General features: G+C 42.4%; 27 protein-coding genes and 1 tRNA gene. 6 read left to right on the top strand and 22 right to left on the bottom strand.

All coding sequences use genetic code 11. The annotated features are described in order from the left end of the window. Nucleotides 1-24: 24 nt before the first annotated feature. The 6 genes from NSS67_RS02890 to rpsF all read right to left on the bottom strand — a co-directional run bounded on the left by NSS67_RS02890 (nt 25) and on the right by rpsF (nt 6,603). On the bottom strand, nt 25-969 hold the full coding sequence (locus tag NSS67_RS02890) for a D-alanyl-D-alanine carboxypeptidase family protein (RefSeq protein WP_339318214.1): 945 nt from the start codon (nt 967-969) through the stop codon (nt 25-27). A 74-nt stretch (nt 970-1,043) separates the two neighbouring features. Next, the gene (opp4A, locus tag NSS67_RS02885) at nt 1,044-2,774 is read right to left on the bottom strand and encodes an oligopeptide ABC transporter substrate-binding protein (RefSeq protein ID WP_339318213.1); all 1,731 of its coding nucleotides are present in this window, start codon (nt 2,772-2,774) and stop codon (nt 1,044-1,046) included. A gap of 189 nt (nt 2,775-2,963) precedes the next feature. Then, the gene (locus NSS67_RS02880; protein WP_339318212.1) at nt 2,964-4,916 is read right to left on the bottom strand and encodes a DNA mismatch repair protein MutS; all 1,953 of its coding nucleotides are present in this window, start codon (nt 4,914-4,916) and stop codon (nt 2,964-2,966) included. Nucleotides 4,917-5,469: 553 nt separating this feature from the next. Next, on the bottom strand, nt 5,470-5,742 hold the full coding sequence (gene rpsR / locus NSS67_RS02875; protein WP_036651767.1) for a 30S ribosomal protein S18: 273 nt from the start codon (nt 5,740-5,742) through the stop codon (nt 5,470-5,472). A 21-nt stretch (nt 5,743-5,763) separates the two neighbouring features. Then, complete coding sequence (gene ssb / locus NSS67_RS02870; protein WP_036677780.1) at nt 5,764-6,270, bottom strand: single-stranded DNA-binding protein; 507 nt, start codon at nt 6,268-6,270, stop codon at nt 5,764-5,766. A 48-nt stretch (nt 6,271-6,318) separates the two neighbouring features. Next, nucleotides 6,319-6,603: a 30S ribosomal protein S6 gene (gene rpsF, locus NSS67_RS02865; protein ID WP_036677776.1), complete on the bottom strand. Its 285-nt coding sequence runs from the start codon at nt 6,601-6,603 to the stop codon at nt 6,319-6,321. A 216-nt stretch (nt 6,604-6,819) separates the two neighbouring features. On the opposite strand from rpsF, the gene NSS67_RS02860 reads away from it, so the two are divergent. Next, nucleotides 6,820-7,017 carry a YjzC family protein gene (locus tag NSS67_RS02860; RefSeq protein ID WP_042131720.1) on the top strand — a complete coding sequence of 66 codons (198 nt, stop codon included), beginning with the start codon at nt 6,820-6,822 and terminating at the stop codon, nt 7,015-7,017. 372 nt (nt 7,018-7,389) lie between these two features. Here the strand turns inward: NSS67_RS02860 and NSS67_RS02855 are convergent. The 4 genes from NSS67_RS02855 to NSS67_RS02840 all read right to left on the bottom strand — a co-directional run bounded on the left by NSS67_RS02855 (nt 7,390) and on the right by NSS67_RS02840 (nt 9,031). Then, nucleotides 7,390-7,480: transfer RNA gene (locus tag NSS67_RS02855), tRNA-Ser, on the bottom strand. Between the two features lie 43 nt (nt 7,481-7,523). After that, the gene (locus NSS67_RS02850) at nt 7,524-7,736 is read right to left on the bottom strand and encodes a DUF951 domain-containing protein (protein ID WP_339318211.1); all 213 of its coding nucleotides are present in this window, start codon (nt 7,734-7,736) and stop codon (nt 7,524-7,526) included. Further along, nucleotides 7,736-8,764 carry a mechanosensitive ion channel family protein gene (locus NSS67_RS02845; protein ID WP_339318210.1) on the bottom strand — a complete coding sequence of 343 codons (1,029 nt, stop codon included), beginning with the start codon at nt 8,762-8,764 and terminating at the stop codon, nt 7,736-7,738. The genes NSS67_RS02850 and NSS67_RS02845 overlap by 1 nt, the downstream gene beginning before the upstream one ends. Before the next feature lie 15 nt (nt 8,765-8,779). Further along, nucleotides 8,780-9,031, bottom strand: coding sequence for a DUF3343 domain-containing protein (locus NSS67_RS02840; protein WP_339320488.1), 252 nt, complete (start codon nt 9,029-9,031; stop codon nt 8,780-8,782). A 118-nt stretch (nt 9,032-9,149) separates the two neighbouring features. Here NSS67_RS02840 and yyaC point away from each other — a divergent pair, with 118 nt between their 5' ends. Further along, the gene (gene yyaC / locus NSS67_RS02835; protein ID WP_339318209.1) at nt 9,150-9,755 is read left to right on the top strand and encodes a spore protease YyaC; all 606 of its coding nucleotides are present in this window, start codon (nt 9,150-9,152) and stop codon (nt 9,753-9,755) included. Here yyaC and NSS67_RS02830 read toward each other — a convergent pair. From NSS67_RS02830 to rpmH, 12 genes are all read right to left on the bottom strand, one after another. Then, entirely contained in the window at nt 9,730-10,230 is a 501-nt protein-coding gene (locus NSS67_RS02830) for a DUF4446 family protein (protein WP_339318208.1), read from the bottom strand. The two genes, yyaC and NSS67_RS02830, sit on opposite strands and share 26 nt — an antisense overlap. Nucleotides 10,231-10,250: 20 nt before the next feature. Then, nucleotides 10,251-11,411 (bottom strand): aminotransferase class V-fold PLP-dependent enzyme, encoded by a 1,161-nt coding sequence (locus NSS67_RS02825; RefSeq protein ID WP_339318207.1) that lies wholly within the window; start codon nt 11,409-11,411, stop codon nt 10,251-10,253. A 201-nt stretch (nt 11,412-11,612) separates the two neighbouring features. Further along, on the bottom strand, nt 11,613-12,455 hold the full coding sequence (locus NSS67_RS02820) for a ParB/RepB/Spo0J family partition protein (protein WP_339318206.1): 843 nt from the start codon (nt 12,453-12,455) through the stop codon (nt 11,613-11,615). Continuing rightward, entirely contained in the window at nt 12,448-13,209 is a 762-nt protein-coding gene (locus NSS67_RS02815; protein WP_042131728.1) for an AAA family ATPase, read from the bottom strand. The genes NSS67_RS02820 and NSS67_RS02815 overlap by 8 nt, the downstream gene beginning before the upstream one ends. A 208-nt stretch (nt 13,210-13,417) precedes the next feature. Then, complete coding sequence (noc, locus tag NSS67_RS02810) at nt 13,418-14,233, bottom strand: nucleoid occlusion protein (RefSeq protein ID WP_339320487.1); 816 nt, start codon at nt 14,231-14,233, stop codon at nt 13,418-13,420. Nucleotides 14,234-14,648: 415 nt separating this feature from the next. Further along, nucleotides 14,649-15,374 (bottom strand): 16S rRNA (guanine(527)-N(7))-methyltransferase RsmG, encoded by a 726-nt coding sequence (rsmG, locus tag NSS67_RS02805; protein ID WP_339318205.1) that lies wholly within the window; start codon nt 15,372-15,374, stop codon nt 14,649-14,651. Nucleotides 15,375-15,377: 3 nt separating this feature from the next. Then, nucleotides 15,378-17,264: a tRNA uridine-5-carboxymethylaminomethyl(34) synthesis enzyme MnmG gene (gene mnmG / locus NSS67_RS02800; RefSeq protein WP_339318204.1), complete on the bottom strand. Its 1,887-nt coding sequence runs from the start codon at nt 17,262-17,264 to the stop codon at nt 15,378-15,380. Nucleotides 17,265-17,303: 39 nt separating this feature from the next. Continuing rightward, nucleotides 17,304-18,680: a tRNA uridine-5-carboxymethylaminomethyl(34) synthesis GTPase MnmE gene (gene mnmE / locus NSS67_RS02795; RefSeq protein WP_339318203.1), complete on the bottom strand. Its 1,377-nt coding sequence runs from the start codon at nt 18,678-18,680 to the stop codon at nt 17,304-17,306. A 105-nt stretch (nt 18,681-18,785) separates the two neighbouring features. Then, on the bottom strand, nt 18,786-19,520 hold the full coding sequence (gene jag, locus NSS67_RS02790; protein WP_339318202.1) for an RNA-binding cell elongation regulator Jag/EloR: 735 nt from the start codon (nt 19,518-19,520) through the stop codon (nt 18,786-18,788). Beyond that, on the bottom strand, nt 19,517-20,383 hold the full coding sequence (locus NSS67_RS02785) for a YidC/Oxa1 family membrane protein insertase (protein WP_339318201.1): 867 nt from the start codon (nt 20,381-20,383) through the stop codon (nt 19,517-19,519). The genes jag and NSS67_RS02785 overlap by 4 nt, the downstream gene beginning before the upstream one ends. A gap of 86 nt (nt 20,384-20,469) precedes the next feature. Next, entirely contained in the window at nt 20,470-20,820 is a 351-nt protein-coding gene (gene rnpA, locus NSS67_RS02780) for a ribonuclease P protein component (protein ID WP_339318200.1), read from the bottom strand. 294 nt (nt 20,821-21,114) lie between these two features. After that, nucleotides 21,115-21,249, bottom strand: coding sequence for a 50S ribosomal protein L34 (rpmH, locus tag NSS67_RS02775; protein ID WP_039295761.1), 135 nt, complete (start codon nt 21,247-21,249; stop codon nt 21,115-21,117). A 675-nt stretch (nt 21,250-21,924) separates the two neighbouring features. On the opposite strand from rpmH, the gene dnaA reads away from it, so the two are divergent. The 4 genes from dnaA to recF all read left to right on the top strand — a co-directional run bounded on the left by dnaA (nt 21,925) and on the right by recF (nt 26,030). Beyond that, on the top strand, nt 21,925-23,271 hold the full coding sequence (gene dnaA / locus NSS67_RS02770; RefSeq protein WP_339318199.1) for a chromosomal replication initiator protein DnaA: 1,347 nt from the start codon (nt 21,925-21,927) through the stop codon (nt 23,269-23,271). A 198-nt stretch (nt 23,272-23,469) separates the two neighbouring features. Beyond that, complete coding sequence (gene dnaN, locus NSS67_RS02765) at nt 23,470-24,612, top strand: DNA polymerase III subunit beta (protein ID WP_339318198.1); 1,143 nt, start codon at nt 23,470-23,472, stop codon at nt 24,610-24,612. A 48-nt stretch (nt 24,613-24,660) separates the two neighbouring features. Continuing rightward, nucleotides 24,661-24,891, top strand: a complete 231-nt coding sequence (yaaA, locus tag NSS67_RS02760) for a S4 domain-containing protein YaaA (protein WP_042123047.1) — start codon at nt 24,661-24,663, stop codon at nt 24,889-24,891. A 20-nt stretch (nt 24,892-24,911) separates the two neighbouring features. Next, nucleotides 24,912-26,030 (top strand): DNA replication/repair protein RecF, encoded by a 1,119-nt coding sequence (gene recF / locus NSS67_RS02755; RefSeq protein ID WP_313641648.1) that lies wholly within the window; start codon nt 24,912-24,914, stop codon nt 26,028-26,030. Nucleotides 26,031-26,035 lie beyond the last annotated feature (5 nt).

Raw genomic sequence — 26,035 nt, 5'->3', positions numbered from 1 at the left:
AAATACTGGTATGGCGCTCCAACTTTAGTTCCCAATTCCGAGCGGCTGTAACATATGTTTAACCCTATCTCCGTATTGTAAACCGCGGAAAAATCCATAATCAAACAATTTTGCTGCACCTTCAAATCGGCTCTCATAAGTTTTTGCCCCCATAACGACAGCAATAAGCCTATGACCATCCCGCTGAGCCGAGCCTGCAATGCAGAATCCCGCCTGATTATCATGCCCAGTCTTCAAACCATCTGTACCCTCATAAGCGTAAATACCGCCCATAGCTGGAAGCATATAATTGCTGTTACTTACATATAGACCTTTATCCTTCAAATGCATTTGTGTACGGCTAGAAATATTCAGAATATCCGGATGATGATAGATTAGTGCGGCAGCCAATTTGGCGGTATCTCGAGCTGTCATCATTGTCTCACCGCTAATATGCATATTTGGACGAATGAAGCCAAGATCCTTGCCTGATAGTCCCGTTGCGTTAGTAAATATTGTGCTGGACGATAAGCCGAGACTGCGTGCCTTGTCGTTCATCATTAGCACAAAAGAAGCCTCTGAACCAGCCATATATTCTGCCAATGCAACAGCAGCGTCGTTGGCAGAATATATGGCGATTCCTTCAAATAATTCTCTTATGGTATAAAATTCTCCCCGCTTCAAAGAAAGATTGGTGCCACCCATTTGACTCGCGTACGCACTAATTGGAACTTTATCCTCCCATTTAAGCATTCCGGAGGAGATCTGATCCAGCACGATCATTTCGGTCATTAATTTAGACACACTGGCCGGTGGCATGGGTACATCGCCATTTATATCCACCCATATATCTCCACTATCCATATCGAGAAGTACTGCTGATTCCGCGTCAATATTAGGTTTAAAACCAAGCTCACTTGGCCTCCACACGGCAATCAAAACAACGACTAAAACTGCTGCAATTGACCACACTACTATCCGTCTCTTCATCGTTGTCATCCTCCATACTATATATGACGAATGAAACTAGCATTTGATTTCACTTTTCACAAAATATTTTTATTTTATTTTTCGTCCTCTTCCTTAATCCACCATTTATAAGGGTCAATAATCGTACTTATAGAATTCACACGAACGCCTTGTAGACGCTTATTTACAGGGATAATGGTTTTCCTTTCAGCAAAAAAGATCATTGGTACCTCTTCATTGACCAGCTTCTGCCACTCATAATAGATCTCTTTACGATATTCCCTATCGTATGCCTTCATACTTACGCCTTCACGAATCAACTCTTCATTTCGCTCCGAGGACCAACGTGGGTAGTTCCACAGATCATTTTCTCTCCACAGACCCGTTGGATCAGGATCACTCGCAAGCCCCCATACTCCGTAAAATAGTTCGATAGACGGATCGTCAGATTCCACAGCATCGTAGAAGGTATCGAAATCCTTTAATGCTCCACCGTTTAGCTGCACGTCGAGACCAACATCACGCCAATCTCCTAGAATAACCTCCGTACGTAGCTCTGAGTTTTGACTCCCCATCATAGAATCAAAATGAATCGTCAGCTTCTGGCCCTTTGGGTCTTCCCGTAATCCATCACCGTCAAGATCCAGAAACCCAGCTTCATCAAGCAGTTCCTTGGCCTTATCAGGATTATATGGATAAGCGTTAATCTCAGTATCAGGGATCTTCGCCCAGCTTGTACTAGATATTGGAGTCTCTATAGGCTCGGCTAAACCGTAGGAATATGTTTTAATGATCCCTTCACGATCTAAAGCATAGTACATAGCTTGGCGTAATCTTTTGTCCTCAAATTTAGGATTATCCATTACGATTTTCTCGGTTTTCGTATCCCAATGTCCGAATTTAAAACCTATATATTCATAGCCAAGCTCAGCGATTTGCAGAATGTTTACATTCTCCAGTTTATTTAGGTCATCATAAGCATCGCGAGGGGCTGCCTCTATATCAATTTCGCCTTGCTTAAATCGTTTGGCCACTTCCTTGTCGTCAAATGCCTTATACAGTATGCCATCCAATAGCGCCTTGCCTTTATAGTATTGGTCAAAACGTTTCATTTCTACCTTATCACCAGGCTGAATATGTTCAACTTCAAAGGGGCCAATACCAATAGGGGATTTTCGCATCTGGTCACTCTGAGGCATATCTTTAACGGCGACTCCAGTATAGTATCTTTTATTCATTGGATAAGGCCACAGATTATCGATTGTATTTACCCGTGCAGCAGTTACCGTTATTCTTAAAGTATAAGGATCTATAACCTTCAGGCCTGATATAGCCTTCGCTTCTCCCTTATGATAGGCCTCTGCACCCTGAATCATTTCAACACTATAATAACGTGAACCCGTATAATCTGGACTAGCGATAGTCTCAATCGCAAATTTCCAATCCTCCACCGTTAACTCATCACCGTTATGCCAACGGATTCCCGGTTTGATTTTAAAGGTAAATACTTTATGATCGTCAGATTCCTGCCAAGAGGCGATATTAGGGACCGTTAATAATTCATCATTTACAGTAATCATCGGCTCAGTAATAAACTCCAGCACATGAAAATCATCTTCACCCTCATAAAAAGCAGGCTCAAAGAGGCCTATAAATGGTGAGGAGAATCCATAAGTAACTACTCCACCAGCCTGTGGCTTATTGTCCACCAAATTATGTTGTAAAGATAATGAATTATTACTGGAAGTTGCTCTACTACATGCTGACAATAGGGTAGCCATCACGAACAGCGTAAGCAACAACCTGCACATTTTCTTATTATACATGTGTTTCTTCCCTTCTCTAGTTGAACATATATCGACATATAAGCTATGGAATATAAACATTTCCACTGTAACAAAGTTTTAAGGTGGTTACAATAACTTCTAAGCTCTAGGTCTTTACTCCTGCTTGAAATTCACATAATTCGTTATATCTAAAAAAAAGACCTGCCTCATGGACAGATCTCATCGAATTTATTCATTATCCTTATACGTGATCTTCAGACCTTCAACATGTTTACGCTGCATCAATTTTCGCTTTTTACGAGTATCCTTACTCTCAAAAATAATATCAAAGTCATATTCCTCCGGATACAGCTCTTCTTTTGAAAGGTAAGGCTTCAATCGCTTATGGTTAATTTTCATTTTTTGCTTTTGGATCATCACTCCGACCATTCCTAAGTTATCTTTCTTCTCATATACGACTCCTATCCGCCCCAGTGAAGTTACAACGACAGCATCACCAATTTCAAATGAGGGCAGCTTCTCCTTGCTGCGGATGGATTCAGTAGCCTCTTCTTCTTTGTTCTCATGTTCCTCTGCTGTAAGTGCAGCATTCCCTTGATCTCCATCTTTGCTAAAAATACTTCCCCATGCCTCGCCGCTACCTTTCTGCAGCTTTTGCTGCTGAGCCTCTACAATCTGCCACGATCGCTTTATAACATCTTCCTGAATACCCAGCTTCTTAGCGATTTGCAATGCATAACTCTCCCCCGCTTCCCCTATAGTAAGGCGGTATAACGGCTGCAAAGTCTCTTTATCGAACTCCATGCGTGCGTTTTGAAAGCCAGTCGTTGCGGCTGCAAAAGCTTTTAGCTCATTAAAATGTGTGGTAACAATAATATTTGCCCCTTTACGGCTCAGTTCTTCTAGAATCGCGATAGAGAGCGCTATACCTTCTCCTGGGTCAGTACCAGCCGCCAGCTCGTCAATGAGCAGCAACACCCCTTTAGAAGCATCTCTCAGCATTCCCTCAATACTCTTCATTTGCGCCGAGAACGTACTAAGTGATTGTGCCAGACTTTGTCCGTCACCGATTACACTAATCACATCCGTAAAAACAGTAAACTCGCTCCCCTCCTCGACCGGAATCAACAGTCCAGATTGAGCCATGATTGTCAGCAGCCCCAGTGTCTTGAGAACCACCGTTTTCCCGCCCGTATTCGGGCCTGTAATGATAAGGGATTTATAGCCCTTACCAATCTCCAGACTGATCGGAATCATGCCCTTCAGCATAGGATGTCTGCCTCCGTTCATCCTTAGAAAACCTCTATTATTCAAAGTAACAGCAGTTGCTCCGAGTGTTCGTGCATATTTAGCTTTGGCAAAAATGAAATCATACGTACCCGTAACCTCAATATTAAGGCGTAGTGCAGTCTGCTCCTGTTCTACCAAGCTCGTAAGCATGCTGAGGATTACAGCTTCTTCTCGCGCCTCTTCTCCTAATAGCAAATCAAGCTCAATCTGGAGGGCGGCAATCTCGTCAGGTTCGATAAACACCGTCTGTCCACTAGTGGATTGATCCAGCACTGATCCCTTTATTTGCTTATGATATTCCCGTTTTACTGGAATAACGTAACGTCCACCTCGCTGACTATAAATATTCTCCTGTAGAATCGATTGATGGCGTGACATTATCCCCTCGATTTTTTTATGAAGACGTTCTTTAGCCACCCCTATCCGTTTACGAACCCTCTCTAGCCCCTTACTAGCCCCATCATCAATCGCACCAAAACGAATGCAGCGATCAATAGCTTCCCTCACATGATTTAATTCCAGCAGCGAAGAGGCATATGCAGCAATCTGTGGAGCACTTTGTTCTTTAGAGGCCATATACTTGCGCAGTTGACTACAGCTCTTAAGAAATGTAGCAACCGCAGTGAAGTCTTGTTCACTGTACAAATATCCAGTTCCCATTAATGACATGATCCACTCAATGCCTTCTAATGAAGGAATAGGTATGCTTGATCCTCGTTCCAGCAGTTCTTTAGCTTCAGAAGTTTCCTCCATAGCTCTTTGAATCATCGGCAAACTTGTCATCGGCATAAGCTCTTCTACAGCATTCTTCCCCACATAAGATACTGCGTGACGCCCAAGTTCGGTTTTAATGATCTCGTATTCCAGTGTGTTCAGACTTTGTAAGTTCACAGTTAATCCTCCTTCAAATCTCTATTATGGTTTGTACCTATTTCTTCCTAACGCAAAGAAGGGCAAAGAATGCCACTATGGCAGTCCTTGCCCTTCTTTTTCATGCTTATGTCCCCTTATCGTTCTAAGACCCCTGTAATGAAAGCAGGTGCCGAAAAACAAAAAAACCGTGCTTAAGAGCACGGTTAATTACAAAGAGAACAACAGCCGTAAAGAGGCCATTTGACGCTTCGTGTGTTCTTAACTAAATCATCCACCCGTAAGGAACAACAGACTGCTGCGTAATACGAACTCAAATAGAGCACGTAATCGCCTTAAAACGAGCCTGCTAAAGCCTTCCTAATCAAGTGTTATGAAATTGCTAGTTAAGAACGGTCACCAACATCAAAATTTCCCCTTTAGTTATAGGATAGCTGTAATTTAACACATTATAGATCTGGCGTCAAACGGTAAAACACCCAAATGACTAGCGCTCATGCTCGCCCATCCAACTGTACTTCCTTTTCTATAACAAAAAAAGCAGCCGGTTTCCCGACTGCTTTTATAAAACGTCCTATTCCGTTGTGTAAGGAAGCAACGCGATTTGACGCGAGCGTTTTACAGCAATGGTAAGAGCGCGTTGGTATTTTGCACTAGTACCTGTTACACGACGTGGCAAAATCTTACCACGTTCGCTGATGAACTTCTTAAGAAGTTCGGTATCTTTATAATCAATGTGAGTAATCTTGTTCACAGTGAAAAAGCAAACTTTTTTACGCTTATTGCGTCCACCACGACGTGCTGGTCTTTTGTCGTTGTCAGCGCCTTCTCTTGGTTTAAAAGCCATATTCTTTTCAGTCCTTCCTAATTAAAATGGCAAATCATCATCCGATATATCAATCGGTTTACCATCGCCCGAAAAAGGATCTTGAGTATTGTTGTTACGCGAGAAATTATTGTTGTTATTTCCGCGTCCAGCGTTACCACCGCCACCATATGCTGGCTCTTCAGGCATACTACTTGCACCACTTGAAGTATTTCCACCTTCACGGCTCTGTGAAGATTCCAGGAAACGAACATTATCAGCAATAACTTCAGTTACGTATACACGTTTGCCTTCGTTATTCTCATAATTCCGCACTTGGATGCGTCCTTCCACTGCTGTCAGACGACCTTTGCGCAAATAATTGGCACAGGTTTCTGCTAGCTGTCTCCAGGTAACAACCGGGATGAAGTCTGCCTCACGTTCACCGTTCTGGCCCGTAAAGTTACGATCTACGGCTAGCGTAAATTGCGTTACGGCAACACCAGCGGGAGTATAACGAAGTTCCGGGTCACGGGTCAACCGTCCGATCAAAATGATACGGTTCAACAATTCTGGTCCCCTCCTTTAGAGCGATTCATTACAAAGCTTGTCAAGATCTTAAGCAACGTCGTTCGTAATGAGATAACGAATAACTTCGTCAGAAATCTTCATAAGACGTTCTAATTCAGTAACTACTGCAGGTTCTGCATTGAAGTTAACCAAAACATAAACGCCATCACGGAATTTCTTGATCTCATACGCAAGACGGCGTTTACCTTGCACTTCGTGCTTTGTAATTTCCCCGCCATTGGAGATGATGCCTTGGAATTTATCGACTGCTGCTTGAACGGCTTCTTGTTCAATGTCAGGACGAATAATGTACATCACTTCATATTTGCGCATAATTTTCACCTCCTTATGGTCTGAGGCCCCTAATCACGTCAGGAGCAAGGAACGAGCACAAACATAGACTCGCACCTGATTAATATACCAAATTGGGCAGCAGAGTGCAAGCAATATTAATACTGGACAATCCTTCACCCGCTTTTTACATGAAAAAATCACTACCTGCACACAATAATTAGCGAATTCATCTACACTAAAAAAGGAGGAATAATGATGGGTGAGAAGACGGAATATGAAGAAGGCGACAAAGCCCCCAATCCGGGCATGTACACAGAGGTAGGCGAAGCGCGAAGCTTCCATACTGAAATTTCGAATCCACAGCACATCAAGATGGAAAAAGGGGACACCTTCCCAGAGACCACCAACAAAAATCGAAAGTGGAAAAAGGTTGAAAAGGCACGTGTACATTAATAAAAAAAATAAATGTGTATAAAAAAATCGACAATGCACATACTATTCTCAGGCAGTACAAAAGAGAGGTGTGGTTCCGTTGGCCGTCGTAGACGAACACAATCACAGGAGTTCTGATTCAGCATCTATTGTAAGCTGGGAAGAGTAGTTGGTTATTGCCGTAAAGAAGCATTAACCTCAGCAACGCCTAAATCACTTTAGTCGCTATAACAGAGAAATTCCAACATCATTGATGTACTGCCTCCTGAAGAAGGACCCGAAAGGGCCCTTCTTTTTGCGTTATATATTGATTCATTCACAGCGGCTATTTCAGACACAAAAAAACCTCCGTTACAAGAACGAAGGATTCATTAAAAGTTATATATGCTGAAGTGGCGGAGAGGGTGGGATTCGAACCCACGCACGCTGTGACACGCCTAACTGATTTCGAGTCAGCCCCCTTGGGCCTCTTGGGTACCTCTCCGCAGCAAAAATAATTGTATCATGCAGACATGCCATTTGCAAGCTTAATTATTGTCTGTATTTCCCTGCGTAGAGCGCAGTACCTTCTTCATATTCTTCTCGAATTTAGCACGGGGAATTAGAACACTATGCTGACAGCCTGTACATTTAATTCGGATATCCATCCCCATGCGAATAATTTCCATTTCATTAGATCCACAAGGATGCTGCTTCTTCATCTGCACTACATCGCCAAGCTGAAAAACTTTACGTTCCACTATTCTTCCCCCTCTTCTCCTTCTTGTGTAGCTGCGATTTGCCGTCTTGATCTAGTGTTTGGCGACTCTGTCACTTCCAGTGCATTTTCTGTCTTTATAAGATCTATTTCAGCCTTCGCCTCTGCTTCTGCTTTCTTACGCGCTTCCTCTTCAGCTTGAGCCTGTTCCAACATGCTCTGTTTCTCTAATGCCTGTTTTATGTCATTTTGAATTTGTCTTTCCGCTGCATCTCTTGCATTAGGAGCACAGCTGGCCGCTATACGAATCACATATTCCGAGGTACTCATGGACTGTATACCGAGCACATTAGGGTAAGCAAGCACATTGGAGTTACGATCTTCTATTCCTTTTAACGCCTCTCCGATTAATCCAAGTGTAGCCTCTAAGCTGCGCTCCATTTTCACCGGAACATCAACTACAGCCAAAGCATTGGAAAGCGAATAGTTGGTCACGTTCGTAATTAAGCCATTCGGGATAATAAACACCTCACCGGTAGCACTAAGAAGTCTTGTTGTTCGCAATCCGATTAATTCTACAGTTCCTTTATAAGTACCTGTCTGAATCACATCACCCACTGCAAATTGATCCTCCAAAATAATGAAGAAGCCGGTAATAACATCCTTCACCAGACTTTGTGCCCCAAAACCTACCGCTAAACCAAGCACACCCGCTCCAGCCAACAAAGGTGCCAAATCAAAGTGAAACTCTGAAAGAACAATCATGATCATCACAAAATTACAGATAACCGTTACTACATTTTTCATCAATTCCCCTACCGTGGTAAACCTTCGTGTGTTAGAGAGAATTCTGCCACCGGTTTTACGCTCAAGCGAACGATCAATAATATTAGAAACAATTTTAATGATGACCCTGGTTAAGAGGAAAATAATAAGAATTCGCAGACCCGCGAATAAGACATTGGCCCACATATCAGCATCGGTAAACCAATTCCACACCTTATCTTTAAAACGCAAAGCATCTTTTACAACATCATCGGAAGTAGTAGTCTCCAATATCCACCTATTCATATCGTGTATTCCTCCCTACCTCTCAATCAGTATGTAGATCTCGTTGTGTTTTCCGTAGATACCGCGTATTTCGATGTTCTGCTCAGTTACAATCTTCTGTACCTCTCCCAGCGCACTTTGATAAAACTGAATCGATATCGCGCACCCTGCCGTGATCTCTTTGGGGGTAGGGAATATATCAATTTCAATTTCTGCATACTCAAGTAGCATTTCAGCACGAAGCGCCTGCTGGGTAGAATCAAACGCGATCAACATCTCTTCCTGCATATACGTTACGCCTCCCATAGGTTTATCGTCCTATCTCTTGCTGCTGTAGTATAAAACCCCTCTTCTATCCATATACTAGATACCATCAAATAGAATCAGCTTCAGAAAGGAAGATGGTATGAATTTTTCATCTAAAGCTACATCAGCGAAAGAAACGTCCTGTTTAAAAATATCACATACAGATCCCGATATCTATTCGGCGATTACCCACCGACTACTTTTCCACTTTTCACACACACGCCCGGAGACTCAGATTGTCGTCATTTGTGTCGGTACGGATCGATCCACAGGAGACTCTCTTGGTCCTCTTGTTGGCACTGCATTATCTCGTTTTCATAGTCCGCTGTTCCATCTATATGGAACTCTTGAAGAGCCTGTCCATGCCGTTAACCTTGAAGAAACTCTATCCTTAATCAATGAAAGATATAGTAACCCCTTTGTCATTGGTATAGATGCTTGTTTAGGTCATTCTACTAGTGTTGGCTGCATCCAAGTCGTTGAAGGGCCCTTAAGACCAGGCGCTGGCGTAAATAAACAATTGCCGCCGGTAGGTGATATCCATTTGACTGGAATCGTTAATGTCGGCGGCTTTATGGAGTATTTCGTATTACAGAACACGCGATTAAGTTTAGTCATGCGATTATCTGATATTATAGCTACAAGTCTATATTCTGCCTTAAAGCAATGGAATCTTCATGCTAGTTCCGCTGCAACGCGAGAGTAACGACTTCTTTTTCTTCAGGTGATAGAACATATTGTGATTCGCCGTTTTGCATAGGTTTAGAGTAAATGTAAGAATTCTCACGATTATGAAGACTGGTTAATACAATACCGCTGCTGTTGTCATCCAATATAGCGACTGAGAAACTCAAATCATTCCCACGTTCTCCGAAGGCATTATAACGCTTCAGAGCAATATTGGACTTCATGCCACGTATTCTGACTTGAGTAGCTTCTAATATAGCTTTTTGTTCACGTTGTTCTTCTTCTAGCATATCGCTTTGGTTCTTCAGATCAATCAGAAGGCCTTCCAGATCCTCCACACCGTTCCCAGCCATCATGGCCTCATATTTACGCCGAATATTCCGTAGCTTAGCCCCCTGGGCGATCACAGTGATTACCAGCACTAGCATAATTACTGTAAAAGCAAACACAAACCACTGCAACTGCTCACTAATTAATTGATTTAATTCAGACATGAATGGACCATCCTTTTTATTCATCTGCTGCGGGCATTGCCATATAACTCATCCATAGCAGCCAGCATTCTGCTTATATTATGCTCTGTCGTATCTACGCCTACACTCGCCCGAACAGCACCACTCTCTAGTGTATCAACAGCTTTATGTGCCAAAGGGGTACAATGCATACCCGCTCTAACCGCTATTTTGTAATCACGATCTAGACGGTGAGCAATATTCGCCGATTCTTCTCCATCCACTACAAACGATACAATTCCGGTTCTCGGAGCCCCTAGTGAGGGCCCTAATATTCTAATGCCTGGAATGTGGGACAATCCCTCCATCAGCCTCTGAGTTAGTGCCCACTCACTTTCATGGATAATATTCGTCCCTAAAGATTGTACCTTTTGGACACCTGCTAGTAAACCGGCAATCCCTACCGTATTTTGCGTTCCTGCTTCATACCGATCTGGACGCACAGAGGGTTGATCACTATTTTCCGACTGGCTACCGGTCCCCCCATGCATTAAGGGTTCGAGATCTAATTTAGGCGATATATAAAGCCCACCGGTTCCTTGTGGTCCAAGCAGTCCTTTATGCCCCGGAAAAGCCAATAAGTCGATATTCATTTTGTTAACATCAATATCAAGTGAGCCTGCGCTTTGAGCAACATCCACCAAGAATACAGCACCATGAGATTTAACGATATCACCAATATCACCAATAGGTAGTATACTTCCGAGCAAATTGGAACTATGATTACAGATCACCATTTTGGTATTTGGTCGAAAAGCATTCTCGAGTTCTTGTAAATCCAATTGCCCTTCATGATCCACTTTCAGATAATCAACGTTTATTCCCAGCGTCTTACGTAAGTATTCCAACGGACGTCTCACAGAATTGTGTTCTGTCATCGTTGAAATCACGTGATCTCCAGCTTTAAGCGTCCCTCTTATCGCCATATTCAAACTCATCGTAGTATTATGGGTAAAAGCTATATCCTGTGCATTAGATACACCGAATAATTTAGCCAGTACACTCCGCGTCCTTACTAATACTCGGCCGCTTCCCATCGCCAGCGAATAATTACCTCTACCAGCATTTGCTCCCGACTGTAGAGCATTCATCATCGCAGCCGCAACCTCCGGAGGTTTAGGCCACGAGGTAGCCGCATGATCCAGATATACGAAGTCTTCCATAACCCCGCTCCTCGTCTAATACTCTTTTTTTCGTCAAGCACAAACGCCTTCGGCTTCCCTATTAAAGACGGCAAGCGTTTATGCGAGAAATATAAGGATAGTGTATAAGGTGAATTTTATACACTCTTATATTCAAAAAAACACACCCTTGATTATCCGATTAAGGATATCTCAGGATATGTTTTTGGCATAGATACCCATTTAGTTACCCAATAATTCCAACAATCTTTCTAAGTCCTGAGCACTGTAGTAATTCAGTTCAATCTTCCCTTTTTCCTTACCTTGCTTTATCTTCACTGTTGTTTTAAAACGTTCACGCAATACTTCCTCTACATTATCAATATAGGGGTCACGTTTAGCAACTTTGACCTTAACTCCATTTGCGGGTTTTCGGTCCATGTTTTTCACTGTCTCTTCTAGCTCTCTTACACTCCACTGTTGTTCCACGCATTGTTCAGCCAATTGTTTAATTACTTCTGGATCCTTCAAAGCTACAATTGCACGTGCATGCCCCATCGACATTGTTCCACGTGAAACATATTCTTTTACTTCTTCAGGTAAAGTAAGCAATCTTAGGAAGTTGGCAATATGCGATCTGGACTTCCCTACCTTAAGCGATAGTTCTTCCTGAGTGAGTGAAAATTGATCCATCAGGCCTTGGTATGCCACTGCGATTTCCATTGCATTTAAGTTTTCCCGTTGCAAGTTCTCAATTAAGGCAATTTCCATGACCTGTTGATCACTAAGACTTCTAACGACTGCTGGGATTGTAGCTTTGCCACAATATTGCGAAGCCCGGAATCTGCGTTCGCCGGCAATGATCTCATATCCCTTCAATACGCTTCGAACAATGATCGGTTGAATCACACCATGTTGTCTGATAGATTCTGCCAATTCTTGGATTGCCTCTTCATTAAAATCTTTGCGTGGTTGATATGGATTAGCCCGCAGTTGAGTTAAAGGAATCTCAACTACCTTATCATCTTCGTTAATGGATAAAGATGGAATTAATGCATCCAGACCCTTTCCTAACCGTTTACTCATAAGAAATCACTTCCTTTGCCAACTCTAAATACACTTCTGCTCCTTTAGAGCGAGGATCATAAGTAATAATGGATTGTCCATGTGACGGCGCTTCACTTAAGCGGACATTCCGAGGAATAATGGTTCTATACACCTTTTCCTGAAAATACTTTTTAACTTCTTCAATCACTTGAATCCCCAGATTAGTCCGAGCATCAAGCATAGTCAATAGTACTCCCTCTATCTTCAGATGCGGGTTAAGATTTTTTTGCACCAGTCGTACAGTATTTAAAAGTTGACTCAAACCCTCAAGCGCATAATATTCACACTGGATCGGTATGATTACAGAATCAGCTGCGGTAAGAGAGTTGATTGTCAAAATCCCAAGTGAAGGAGGACAATCGATGATAATATAATCATAATTGTTTTTAACCGCATTCAGTGCCTTCTTCAGCTTTAGCTCTCTGGAAATCGTCGATACCAACTCGATCTCCGCACCTGCCAATTGAATCGTCGCCGGAATGATATGCAGTCCTTCATTTTGAGTTTCCAGTATGGTTTCTAGAGGATTTACCTCATTTATAAGAATGTCATATATACAGTTCGCCACGTCCGCCTTGTTGACGCCAACGCCGCTAGTAGTGTTACCTTGAGGATCGATATCAACTAGAAGCACTCTTTTTCCTAATGTAGCCATACCGGCACCTAGGTTCACGGAGGTTGTTGTTTTACCGACACCGCCTTTTTGATTTGCTATGGCAATAATCTTGGACACTTATTTCACCTCGAATAGTTAGGAAGAATCTTCTCGTAGATCGCAAGTACAAATGTTTCTGACGCTGATATAGCGTCACACTCTGTGAAGAATATAGACGACTATTATAAACTGGAAATTCAATTGTAGGTATGCCGAATACATCCCGGTTCTAGCCACACAAAAGGCGGCCAATCACCTCAAGGCCGCCTTCAGCTTTTGAAACAATTTATCTTTTGGGGATTTGGATTACAATCTCGTAATGGTCACCACGGTCATTTTCTGACGTTTTGATTTCCATCCCTGAGCCTGTCACCATATCAATAGATTGACGAATTGTATTAAGAGCTAGACGAACATCCTTGGTATAGGAGACCCGTTTTGACTTTTTAGTTTGTGAGACTTGTTTATAGAAAGCAATACGAGCTTCTGTCTGTTTAACATTTAATCCTTTTGCAATGATTTCTGCCAAGACTTTCAGTTGCATCTCCACACTATCGAGTGATAACAGTGAACGTGCATGTCTTTCAGAAATCTGACGTTCCATCAACGCCTTCTTAACCTCTTCAGGCAAGTGGAGTAAGCGAATCTTATTAGCTATGGTAGACTGACTTTTACCTAATCGTTGCGCCAGGCTCTCTTGAGTCAATTGATGAAGATCAATTAACTTTTGATAAGCAACAGCTTCTTCAATGGAGGTCAACCCTTCACGCTGCAAATTTTCTATAAGCGCAATAGATGCTGCCTGCGAATCATTAAATTCACGAACAATAGCTGGGATCGTCTCTAAACCAAGCTTTTTAACGGCACGCCAGCGCCGTTCACCTGCGATAATCTCATACACAGAATCGCGCATACGTACAACTATGGGTTGAATGACACCATGAGTTTTAATCGTTTGGCATAACTCATCGATCTTGTCGTCATCGAATATAGTCCGTGGTTGGTAAGGACTGCCAACGACCTCATGAACTGGTATTTGTTTAATTTCTTCTCCGCTGCTCCGCTCGTTAAATCCAAATAGCTTGGTAAATTGTTCTTTCATTCCGTTCATAACCACCTAATTTCGTTATAGTACGATCTTCTTGACCTTCTTCTCGGAAAGCGTATCGTACAGCAATAAAAAACATTCTGATATTATGAAGTCACCTGCTGCTATCAGGCATCATAATCTCTCCTTCTTTCGAACAAGAGTACAGAGAAGGAGTTATATACAAAATTAAAAGTCTACTATGCTATTCTATCACTTTTCTGTACATAATCATATTCTCCGTAAAGACCTATTTTTCCTGCATTTTTTATAGTCATAGGCACTCAATAAACATATGAATCTAGTTTATCATTGAATCACTGCTCAATTGTGATCACTATCGCAATTTCCACAAAAAAAGATCATCCTCATTTAATATAGAGGATGATCTTCAACCTTTTTGACAATTTATAATGTTTCACGTGAAACATTATTTAATTAGCGGAGTTTTGGCAGGAATTCCCGCTTTTCGAGGATACTTAGCAGGAGTTGCACCAGTCTTACGGATAATGACAATATGTCGAGCTGACTCTTCTACAGGCAAGCTAAATGACTCTACTTCACCGAGTTGAGCACGAAGCTCCTTTAAGCTATACTTTGCCTCACTTAATTCTTCAGAAGGATCGCTTCCCTTCATGGCAGCGAAAACTCCATCTTTACGTGTAAAAGGAAGACAAAATTCATTCAATAAGGATAATCTAGCCACTGCACGTGCTGTAACCAAATCATAGGCATCGCGATGTTTAAATTGTCGAGCGATATCCTCTGCACGACCATGAATCAATTGCACATCGGTTAACTTTAACGTAGTACAGACATGCTGCAAGAAAGAAATTCTTTTGCTCAATGAATCAACGATCGTCAGCTTCAAATGTGGAAAGCAAATTTTAAGAGGGATTCCTGGAAATCCAGCCCCCGAACCAATGTCAGCCAAATTATTGATCTCATTGATATTAAGAAAAAAAGCTAGTGAGATGGAATCATAAAAATGTTTCGTATATACCTGCTCACGCTCTGTTATTCCAGTGAGATTCATTTTTTCATTCCAGGATACAAGTTCTTTATAGTAGAGATCGAACTGCTCCAATTGGTCTGCTGTAAGTGTAATGCCTTTTTCCTGTAGCAGCTGTGTGAATTGAACTTCCGTATTATCCATAACTTATCCTTTCGCCGCGGTTACCCGGTTGTAATGCTCGAGATATACGAGAAGAATAGAAATATCGGCAGGTGTTACTCCAGCAATCCGAGAAGCCTGACCTAAGGAGATAGGATGTATCTTGGTAAGCTTCTGCCGTGCTTCCATTGCCAAACCATGAATCTCGTTATAGTTAATATCATCAGGTATCTTTTTCTTTTCCATCTTTTGTAGCCGTTCAACATGTTGAAGCTGCTTTTCGATATATCCGGCATATTTGATTTGAATTTCTACTTGTTCTTTCATTTCTGCATCTAGCATTTCAGGTGATGGTGACACTTGATCTACAATGCTATAATCTAGCTCTGGACGACGCATCAGAACAAGCAAGTTACTTCCATCTACAATAGGTGCAGATTCATACTGTGCTAGTACTTGATTTACTTCAACCGGTTTAACCTTAGTCTCTTGTAGGCGAACAATTTCACGTTCCACTCGTTCCTTCTTATCAACGAAGTTTTCGAAACGCTCTTGAGGGATCAAACCAATATCGTAGCCGATAGGTGTGAGTCGCAGGTCTGCATTATCATGACGAAGCAGCAAACGATATTCCGCGCGTGAAGTAAGCAGACGATACGGTTCATTCGTACCCTTAGTCACTAGATCATCAATAAGTACACCAATGTACCCCTGTGAACGATCTAATACTACAGGTTCTTTATCTTGTACTTTGCGTGCTGCATTAATGCCAGCCATAACCCCTTGGCCAGCTGCTTCCTCATAACCAGAAGTACCATTGATTTGTCCCGCAGTGAACAGACCTGGAAGACGTTTAGTTTCAAGAGATGGCCACAGTTGTGTAGGAACCATTGCGTCATATTCGATAGCATAGCCGTTACGCATCATTTCTACTTTTTCCATACCTGGTATAGAACGAAGAATCGCCAGCTGAACATCTTCAGGAAGACTTGTGGACAGACCTTGGACATAATATTCCGATGTATTTTTTCCTTCTGGCTCTAAAAAGATCTGATGCTTAGATTTATCACTAAACCTTACAACTTTATCTTCAATAGATGGGCAATAGCGTGGACCTGTTCCTTCAATAATACCTGTAAACATCGGAGCACGATGTAAGTTGTCATTAATGATCTGATGAGTAACCTCAGAAGTATACGTTAACCAGCAAGGGAGCTGTTCATTATTCGATGATTTTGTTTCAAAAGAAAAGAACTTGGGTTCATCATCCCCCGGCTGAATTTCAGTCTTCGAAAAATCAATCGTATCACGGTGTACGCGCGGTGGTGTACCAGTCTTAAACCGTACTAATTCAAACCCAAGCTCACGCAAATTCTCGGAAAGCTTAATGGAAGGCTGCTGATTGTTAGGTCCGCTCTCATACGTCAGTTCACCCATGATCACTTTACCACGTAGGTAAGTACCTGTGGTCAGGATAACAGTCTTACTATGATACTCCGTTCCTGTCTTCGTAATTACACCCGCGCAACGTCCATCCTCGACGATTAAACGCTCAACCATTCCTTGACGAAGCGTCAAGTTAGGCGTTTTCTCCATAGTTTCCTTCATCGCATGTTGGTACAGGAACTTATCAGCTTGCGCACGCAATGCATGCACGGCAGGTCCCTTCCCTGTGTTAAGCATACGAAGCTGAATAAAAGTCTTATCTATATTACGGCCCATTTCACCGCCCAGTGCATCAATTTCACGCACTACATGTCCTTTGGCAGGTCCGCCTATGGACGGATTGCAGGGCATGAATGCAACCATATCCAGGTTAATTGTGATCATCAACGTGCTGCAGCCCATTCGTGCTGCCGCTAGAGCTGCCTCACAGCCGGCATGACCGGCGCCAATGACGATTACGTCATAGCTACCTCCATCATAACTCATGTCCTGTTTCCCCCTATATTTTATATTGAAATGCAAACACTATTTTCCTAAACAAAATTGCGAGAATATTTGGTCTAACAACGAGTCCGCTGCTGTGTCACCAATAATTTCACCGAGTTGTTCCCAGGCGAGCCGTACATCGATTTGAATCATATCAATCGGAATATACTGTTCGGCTGCCTCGTATGCATCCTGCAGTGATTTATAGGCTTTTTTAAGTAATGCAATATGTCTTACATTACTTACATATGTCAAGTCACCCGATTCCAGCTTCCCGCCAAAAAAGAGTGTCGAAATGGCATCTTCAAGTTTGTCTAGACCTTCCTCTTCCAAAACGGACATCGGTACGATGTTGGACTCATCAAAGAATGAGAGCAGCTTATCCTTATCCAGTTTGGACGGTAAGTCCATTTTATTCATGATCACTAGACATTGTCTACCGTGGATTTGTTCCATCAATGCCAATTCATCCTCATGCAGCTCTTCATTAGCATTTAACACAAGTAGAATTAGGTCCGCATCACTAACTGCTGCTTTAGAACGTTCCACACCAATTTTCTCCACGACATCCATCGTTTCACGAATTCCCGCCGTATCGAGTAGCTTCAGTGGAATATTATTTATCGTAATATATTCTTCAATTACATCGCGTGTTGTCCCCGGAATATCCGTTACAATCGCTTTATTATCACGTGCTAATGCATTCAGTAATGAAGATTTCCCAACGTTTGGACGTCCGACAATAGCAGTCGTTATACCCTCGCGAAGAATTTTTCCTTCATTAGATGTCTTAAGCAGCTTTGTTATTCCTTCCATAACCTCACTGCTTTTATCTTTAATAAATTCAGCTGTCATGGATTCTACATCATGTTCTGGATAATCTATATTCACTTCAATATGGGCTAGCATCTCAATAAGTGTATGGCGTAACGCATGAATTCGATCTGATAAGGATCCACTGACCTGCTTTAAAGCCACCGAAAAAGCTCGATCAGACTTCGATCGAATTAAATCAATAACCGCTTCAGCCTGTGATAAATCAATACGGCCGCCCAAGAAAGCACGCTTGGTGAACTCACCAGGCTCGGCTAACCTTATTTCCTGCTGTAGAAGTAAATCCATCACCCTTCTTACAGAGATTACACCACCATGAGCACTGATCTCTACTACATCCTCGGTCGTAAAAGAACGTGGACCCTTCATTACGGTTACTAGTACTTCTTCCATCTTCTCTCCGTTATCCGGACTAACGATATGCCCGTAATGAACGGTGTGCGATTCCGCTTCAGTTAACGGAATTCGGCTGCGAAACAATGGTGCCACTTGGGAAATAGCCTGCGGGCCACTTACCCGAATAATAGCAATTCCTCCCTCGCCTAATGCCGTCGATACGGCAGCAATGGTGTCACTAAGCATGCTGTTTTTCACCCCAAAACCTGTATTTTTTTTGATTATTAACGGTATTTTAAAAAAACAATGACTCCTTACATTGGTCAAGGAGTCATTGCATCCATATAGTCTTTACTTCAAAGTTATAACGACACGGCGATTCGGTTCTTCACCCTTACTAAGGGTACTTACTTGCCGATGATCCTGTAATCTGGAGTGAATAATTTTCCGCTCCTGAGGAGACATCGGCTCCAGTACTACCTCTTTACGAGTCCGAATAACTCGACCGGCTAAACGATCGGCCAGCTCTTCGAGCGTTTTTTTACGGCGTTCACGGAAGTTCTCCGCATCCAGCACAAGCCGTATAAAACTGTCGGAGTAACGATTAGCTACGATATTAGCCAAATACTGCAGAGCATCGAGAGTTTGTCCTCTTCTACCAATCAACAGTCCTAAATCTGGACCTGATATCTGCAGAATCGTGGATTCCTTGGTGTGGACGATTTCAACTTCCACTTCGAGCCCCATGCTCTTAGCGACATCCACAATGAAATGAACGGCTTCTTGGTAAGCTTCCTCCACCGGTTGTCCGGAATCTTGGCGTGGCACACCGCCGTTAGCCTCCTGCTTGCTCTCTCTTGTTGACTGCTGAGGCAGTGACGGAGCACTCGCCGCTGATGCCGGTGCGGCTTCGGCTATCAAGGTTAATTCAACCTTGGCACCTTTCGCACCGATCAATCCCAGGAATCCTCTTGATGGCTGCTCAAGTACGTTGACCGTTACCCGGTCCTTTTGAACTCCAAGCTGGGTTAGTCCCCGTTCTACAGCTTCTTCAATGGTTTTCCCTGTTGCGACGACTTTACTCATTTTGACTTTTTGGCTCCCTTCGATGCCTTACTGCTGCCTTTACTCTTCACAGCAGGTGAGTCATCTGTACTTTTCACAGCACTTGCGATTGCCAATTTGTGTTTATCATTGTTGCGATATAAGAAATAGTTCTGAACAATAGTGTAAATGTTACTGTATACCCAGTATAGAGGCAATGCTGCTGGGAAGTTGTAGGACATAACGAAGATCAGAACTGGATAGATCATCATCATGAACTGCATCGGACCCTGCTGCTGCATTGGGTTCATTTTAGTCATCATTCTAGTTTGAATAAATGTAGTCAATGCTGCTAGCACCGGCAAGATAAACAGATGATCCGGCTTACCTAGCTCCAGCCACAAGAAGGAATGCTCTCGTAGATGAGGATTATAGTAAATCGAATTGTAGAGAGCAATAAAAATTGGCATTTGTACGATCAGCGGTAAACAGCCCGCCATTGGATTAACCTTGTTCTCTTGGAACAAACGCATCGTTTCTTGCTGTACCTTTTCAGGTGTGTCTTTATATTTTTTCTGGATCTTTTGGAGTTCCGGTTGTATGGCTTGCATAGCACGAGAGCTCTTCACTTGTTTCATTGTAAGTGGAAGGATAATCGTGCGGACAATAATAACCATCACAAGTACGGCTAATCCATATTCTCCGTTAAACCAATCTGCAAACTTGTCCAAGGCAATGGCGAAATAATATACTACATTACTTTGCCAGAAACCTCCATTCTTCAAATCCTCCGTAGTGTGCGTGACAGCAGTTGACGGAGCGCATCCCGACAGAACAGCTAACGACAACACCATTACTGCGATGAGGAGAAACCATTTTCCCCGTCTAGTCTTCATTAGAGACACTTCAAAACCCCTCTCTTGAACATTCCATTCCACCGTAAATCATACCATAATTATGAATACAAATAAACAAGCCTCTTGTGCGTCCTTTATTTGCGGGAAGCCTTGAGTAGCTTGGCTTTGCGCAGTACATGCAGCACGCTTTTTTCGAGCTCTCCGTATTCCATGGAAAGTGCTCCTTTTCTTACGATAAACACCATATCGAGTCCACCTGCAATTTCAGGTTCATGATGCCGGACAATTTCCTTAACCAATCTTCTCATACGGTTACGGACAACCGCGTTTCCGACCTTTTTACTGACCGATACCCCAACTCTAAATCGCTCTACCTCTTTTTTGCTAAACCAATACACTACAAATTGATGATTCGCAAATGACTTCCCATGGCGGTATACACGACTGAAGTCGGCACGGTTTCGTAATCGTAAACTTTTGTGCACGGGAATCTCCTTCATAAAAATCCGGTTAAAAGTGTCCTTCCGAATTTTTTTCTTCTAATAGTATAGTCATTTGGATGTCGCCATAAACGACCGCGACTACTGTGCTGAAATTTCCCTTCTATATTATAGAAAGAAAAATAATTTCAACTTCTCACAAAATAATTCTCTATATACGTTAAATAGCCCCGCAAAGTGTAGCTAGCGCATTAAGCGAGATCCTAGTCGTTTGCAGAGCAACAAAATAATAAAAAGCAGTAAAAAAAGACCACCGGAGTGGTCCCTTAGTAGCCTAACTTACGCACTCAAAACTTTTCTGCCTTTCAAGCGGCGAGCTGCCAGCACTTTACGGCCGTTTTTCGTGCTCATTCTTTTACGGAAACCGTGAACCTTCTTACGTTTGCTCACATTTGGTCTAAATGTCGGTCTCATAATTGCACCTCCCTTACAGGAACTTAATTACTGTCATATAAGCAGAAACGGACTATGCCGTCCTTATAGTAGGGACAGTATCTACAAGAATCATCATTTTAATTATCGAGACATATCCTTACAGAAAACACCTTTATATATTTAAACATATTTTAAGCCCAAAAGTCAACCTAGAACCGGCTCCTGCTTCCTCCCTCTAATTCAAGGCGTTTATCCACAGCTCCCGTTAGAAAAAAAGTAATCCACAAGATATGACAGTTATCCACCTGTGATCAAAAAATAAAGTCGACTACTCACAATTGAGCACAACCTGTGTATAAAATTATCGAAGCTTTGGCGTAAAGTGTCGAACCGTAAACAAATTATCAACAATATGTAGTGGTGTTCCTAATAATTGTACACAAGTGATTGAATTTGTGGATAAAATAGCCCTGCTCATTGAAAAACAAGGGGCGTTTTGCTATGATAGTATTACTTTTGAATGTGAATAGATTTGTTTGTTCTATAAATTATCAACAAGCTGTGGATAAAGTTGTGAACAAATCAAATTTATCCATATTTTTTTGTCTCTTCATATTGCCTACTGGGGATAAATATCATCACCAACCTATTTTCTTCGACATTTCCACTTCATGGCTGATGCCACATTTGGAAGATTTAAAGGAGTGACAGTCTGTGGACAGCCATACTTCCGAATTATGGCAGCAAATTTTATCGATTATTCAAACCAAATTAAGCAAGCCGAGCTTTGATACCTGGTTTAAGGCTACTAAAGCGATAACCTTCAACTCCCAGGTTCTCATTATCTCGGCACCTACAACGTTCGCTGTAGAATGGCTGGAAAGTCGCTACACCAAACTGGTAGGAGCAACCGTCTACGAAGTCACAGGAAAACAAGTGGATGTAAAGTTTGTGATTGAAGAAAGCAAGCCCCCTGAGCTTGTGGTTCAACAATCGGCTCCGACTCCCGTCGTATCACGAGAAGAAGCGCAAACGCATTTACTCAATCCCAAGTACACTTTTGACACTTTTGTAATCGGCTCCGGCAACCGTTTTGCGCATGCAGCCTCACTGGCAGTAGCCGAAGCGCCCGCCAAAGCATACAATCCCTTGTTTTTATACGGTGGCGTAGGTCTGGGCAAAACCCACTTAATGCATGCCATTGGGCACTATGTTCTGGAACATAACCCTAATAACAAGGTTATTTACATCTCGTCAGAGAAATTCACGAATGAATTTATCAATTCGATCCGTGATAACCGCGGTGAAAGCTTCCGCAATAAGTATCGTAACGTTGACATTTTGCTTATTGACGATATTCAATTCCTCGCTGGTAAAGAGTCCACGCAGGAGGAGTTTTTTCATACGTTCAATGCGCTCCACGAAGAACGCAAGCAAATTATCATCTCCAGCGACCGACCACCAAAGGAAATTCCCACACTGGAAGAACGGCTGCGTTCCCGGTTCGAATGGGGCTTGATTACGGATATTCAACCACCCGATCTAGAAACCCGAATTGCGATTTTGCGCAAAAAGGCGAAGGCAGAGAACCTTGATATCCCTAATGAGGCCATGATGTATATTGCTAACCAGATTGACACCAATATTCGTGAGCTGGAAGGTGCATTAATTAGAGTTGTCGCTTATTCTTCGCTAACCAACCAGGATGTAACCACTCATTTGGCAGCTGAAGCTCTCAAGGATATTATTCCTTCCAGTCGGCCTAAGATGATTACCATCGCTGATATTCAGCAAAAAGTCGGTGAATACTACAATTTGCGCCTTGAAGACTTCAAAGCACGAAAACGTACCAAAGCCGTTGCGTTTCCACGTCAAATCGCAATGTATCTCTCCCGTGAACTAACGGATTATTCGCTTCCAAAGATCGGTGAGGCGTTCGGAGGACGTGACCATACGACCGTAATTCATGCGCATGATAAAATTACACAGGCATTAAAGGTCGATCAGGAGTTGTACAAAGTGGTAAATAATCTTTCGGAGAAAATTAAAAATCCTTCCTAAGAGGAACAAAGAGCCTATACACAATCTATACACATGTGGGTAGGCTTAATTTTATGCTATTTGATAGGGTTATCCACATATTAGACGCCCCTACTACTAATACTATTAAATAACTATAATAATTAATCATGTAAAAGACGCGTAATACACAGAATCAAATCCAACAAAATTCCCAATTTTTCAGCTAGGAGTGAAATCATGAAAATAAGCATTCTTAAAAATGAACTCAACGAATCGATTCAACACGTATCCAAAGCTATCTCCAGTAGAACAACCATCCCTATTCTTACCGGTATTAAACTGGAAGTTAGCCATCAAGGCGTCACATTAACTGCAAGCGACACCGATATTTCCATTCAATCGTTTATTCCAGCAGAGAATGACAGCCATACGATCGTGAAGATAGATCAACCAGGAAGTGTTGTTCTTCCCGCTAAATTTTTCGTCGAGATCATTAAGAAGCTGCCCTCCAAAGAGATTCACATGGAAGTTAAAGAAGGATACCAAACGTATATTTCTTCTGGATCCACTGAGATTCAGATCGTAGGTTTAGACCCTGAAGAATTCCCAGTGCTACCGAGTATTGAGGAGAACGATACAATCTCCATACCAGGTGATTTGCTGAAAAATATGATTAAACAAACCGCTTTTTCTATTTCTACCCAAGAGACAACTCCGATTTTAACAGGTATACTGTGGAATCTGGCCGACAACGAGTTTAAGTTTACAGCGACAGACCGTCACCGCTTAGCTACAAGAGCAGCCAAGCTAGAAGGTACGGAGAATGTCCAATTTGCTAATATCGTTATCGCTGGTAAAACCCTTAATGAGCTGAGCAAAATTATTCCTGACCAAAATATGCTCGTTGATATTGTGGTTGCAGATAATCAAGTTCTCTTTAAAATCGACAAAGTGCTGTTCTATTCTCGAATCCTTGATGGAATTTATCCGGATACTTCTAGAATTATTCCAACAACCTACAAAACAGAACTAACTTTGGACACAAAAAAATTAAGTGAGTCGATTGATCGCGCTTATTTGCTGTCCCGGGAAGAAAAAACAAATATTGTTCGTATGCAAACTCTTGACCAAGGCGGCATTGAGATTTCTTCAAGCTCTTCCGAGCTTGGTAAAGTTCGTGAGGAACTGGAAGTCATTGATTTCAAAGGTGAACCACTCAAAATATCTTTCAACTCCAAATATATGCTCGATGTATTAAAAGTTATAGAGAGTGAGCAGCTCGTAATAGCATTTACAGGGATGATGAGTCCGATCATTCTAAAACCACTTGATCAAACGAATAGCTTGTACATCATTTTGCCTTACCGTACGACAAATTAATGCCAACATTCATGAACATGTGGATAAGTGGCTGAAAGGATAAAAACCATGAAAAAAATACTTATCCACAGTGGATATATTAAGCTGGATCAATTCCTGAAACTTTCGGATTGTGTATCCACAGGTGGGATGGCTAAAGCTTTACTGCAAGAAGGACATGTACTGGTTAACGGAGAAGTAGAGGAACGGCGTGGAAGAAAACTTTATCCGGGTGATCAAATTGAAGTGCAGGATAACGGCACATTTCAGGTTGAAGGCGGAGGAGTTAAAGAGGAGTAGGCTAGGGGAGGAACCATTTCGTGTTTGTTAAAAATATCGGTCTGCAGCATTATCGGAATTACGGGCTGCTGCGTCTGGAGAGCCTGGGCGATGTGAATCTGATTCTGGGTCAGAACGCCCAAGGCAAAACAAACCTCATGGAGGCATTGTTCGTCCTGGCGATGACCAAAAGCCACCGCACCTCGAAGGATCGCGAACTTATCTCATTCGATGCCCCTGGAGACGCTGCTCAGATCATTGCTGAGGTAGAACGTAAGTACGGCGATCTCAAGCTAGAGCTCACCCTATCTGCCAAAGGTAAAAAAGCTAAGATTAATGGTTTAGAACAGCGACGTCTTAGTGAGTTTGTGGGCTCACTCAATGTGGTCATGTTTGCACCGGAAGATTTAGAAATAGTAAAAGGCACACCTGGCATCAGACGGCGATTTCTCGATATGGAGATTGGCCAAGTCCAGCCTAGCTATCTATTTCACCTCCAGCAGTATCAAAAAATCCTCTTACAAAGGGGTAATTTGCTGAAGCAGTTATGGGGGAAAGAAGCAGCGGGAAAAGAGCTTCTGGAAATCTGGGATGCTCAACTTGTGGAGCACGGTGTTAAAATCGTAAAAAAAAGGAAACAATTCATAAAGAAGCTGCAAATATGGGCTGAAAGCATTCACCGGGGGATTACGAACGGCGGAGAAGAACTGAAATTGCTCTATGTTCCCTCTTTCGGCGATCGCGATGAGGAAGATGAAGCTGTCTTATTAGACAATTTTATGTTAAAGTTATCACAAACGAGAGAACAAGAAATCAGGCGCGGCATGACGCTGACGGGTCCCCATCGGGATGACCTGTCCTTTTTTATCAACGGAAGGGAAGCTCAGGTCTACGGTTCTCAGGGACAGCAGCGTACTACGGCTTTATCGCTCAAGCTGGCGGAAATCGAGCTGATCCATGAAGAAATCGGAGAATATCCTGTGCTGCTTCTTGATGATGTTTTATCCGAGCTTGATCCTTACCGCCAGACCCAGCTTATTGAAACCTTTCAAAGCAAGGTACAGACATTCATTACCGCTACCGGGATTGAGGGTCTGAATGCCGATAAATTAAAGGGCGCCAGCCTATATCATGTTCATGATGGAAAAGTGGAGTTATAAAGAGC

This window comes from Paenibacillus sp. FSL R10-2734 (genome assembly GCF_037963865.1).
Classification (GTDB): Bacteria; Bacillota; Bacilli; order Paenibacillales; family Paenibacillaceae; genus Paenibacillus_AQ.
This window is presented reverse-complemented; position numbering and strand designations above follow the sequence as displayed.

Coding starts and splice junctions, on each gene's coding strand:
- NSS67_RS02890 (WP_339318214.1), bottom strand. CDS start 969: ATGAAGAGACGGATAGTAGTGTGGTCAATTGCAGCAGTTTTAGTCGTT.
- opp4A (WP_339318213.1), bottom strand. CDS start 2,774: ATGTATAATAAGAAAATGTGCAGGTTGTTGCTTACGCTGTTCGTGATG.
- rpsR (WP_036651767.1), bottom strand. CDS start 5,742: ATGGCTTTTAAACCAAGAGAAGGCGCTGACAACGACAAAAGACCAGCA.
- rpsF (WP_036677776.1), bottom strand. CDS start 6,603: ATGCGCAAATATGAAGTGATGTACATTATTCGTCCTGACATTGAACAA.
- NSS67_RS02860 (WP_042131720.1), top strand. CDS start 6,820: ATGGGTGAGAAGACGGAATATGAAGAAGGCGACAAAGCCCCCAATCCG.
- NSS67_RS02845 (WP_339318210.1), bottom strand. CDS start 8,764: ATGAATAGGTGGATATTGGAGACTACTACTTCCGATGATGTTGTAAAA.
- NSS67_RS02840 (WP_339320488.1), bottom strand. CDS start 9,031: ATGCAGGAAGAGATGTTGATCGCGTTTGATTCTACCCAGCAGGCGCTT.
- yyaC (WP_339318209.1), top strand. CDS start 9,150: ATGAATTTTTCATCTAAAGCTACATCAGCGAAAGAAACGTCCTGTTTA.
- NSS67_RS02830 (WP_339318208.1), bottom strand. CDS start 10,230: ATGTCTGAATTAAATCAATTAATTAGTGAGCAGTTGCAGTGGTTTGTG.
- NSS67_RS02825 (WP_339318207.1), bottom strand. CDS start 11,411: ATGGAAGACTTCGTATATCTGGATCATGCGGCTACCTCGTGGCCTAAA.
- NSS67_RS02820 (WP_339318206.1), bottom strand. CDS start 12,455: ATGAGTAAACGGTTAGGAAAGGGTCTGGATGCATTAATTCCATCTTTA.
- noc (WP_339320487.1), bottom strand. CDS start 14,233: ATGAAAGAACAATTTACCAAGCTATTTGGATTTAACGAGCGGAGCAGC.
- rsmG (WP_339318205.1), bottom strand. CDS start 15,374: ATGGATAATACGGAAGTTCAATTCACACAGCTGCTACAGGAAAAAGGC.
- mnmG (WP_339318204.1), bottom strand. CDS start 17,264: ATGAGTTATGATGGAGGTAGCTATGACGTAATCGTCATTGGCGCCGGT.
- mnmE (WP_339318203.1), bottom strand. CDS start 18,680: ATGCTTAGTGACACCATTGCTGCCGTATCGACGGCATTAGGCGAGGGA.
- jag (WP_339318202.1), bottom strand. CDS start 19,520: ATGAGTAAAGTCGTCGCAACAGGGAAAACCATTGAAGAAGCTGTAGAA.
- rpmH (WP_039295761.1), bottom strand. CDS start 21,249: ATGAGACCGACATTTAGACCAAATGTGAGCAAACGTAAGAAGGTTCAC.
- dnaN (WP_339318198.1), top strand. CDS start 23,470: ATGAAAATAAGCATTCTTAAAAATGAACTCAACGAATCGATTCAACAC.
- yaaA (WP_042123047.1), top strand. CDS start 24,661: ATGAAAAAAATACTTATCCACAGTGGATATATTAAGCTGGATCAATTC.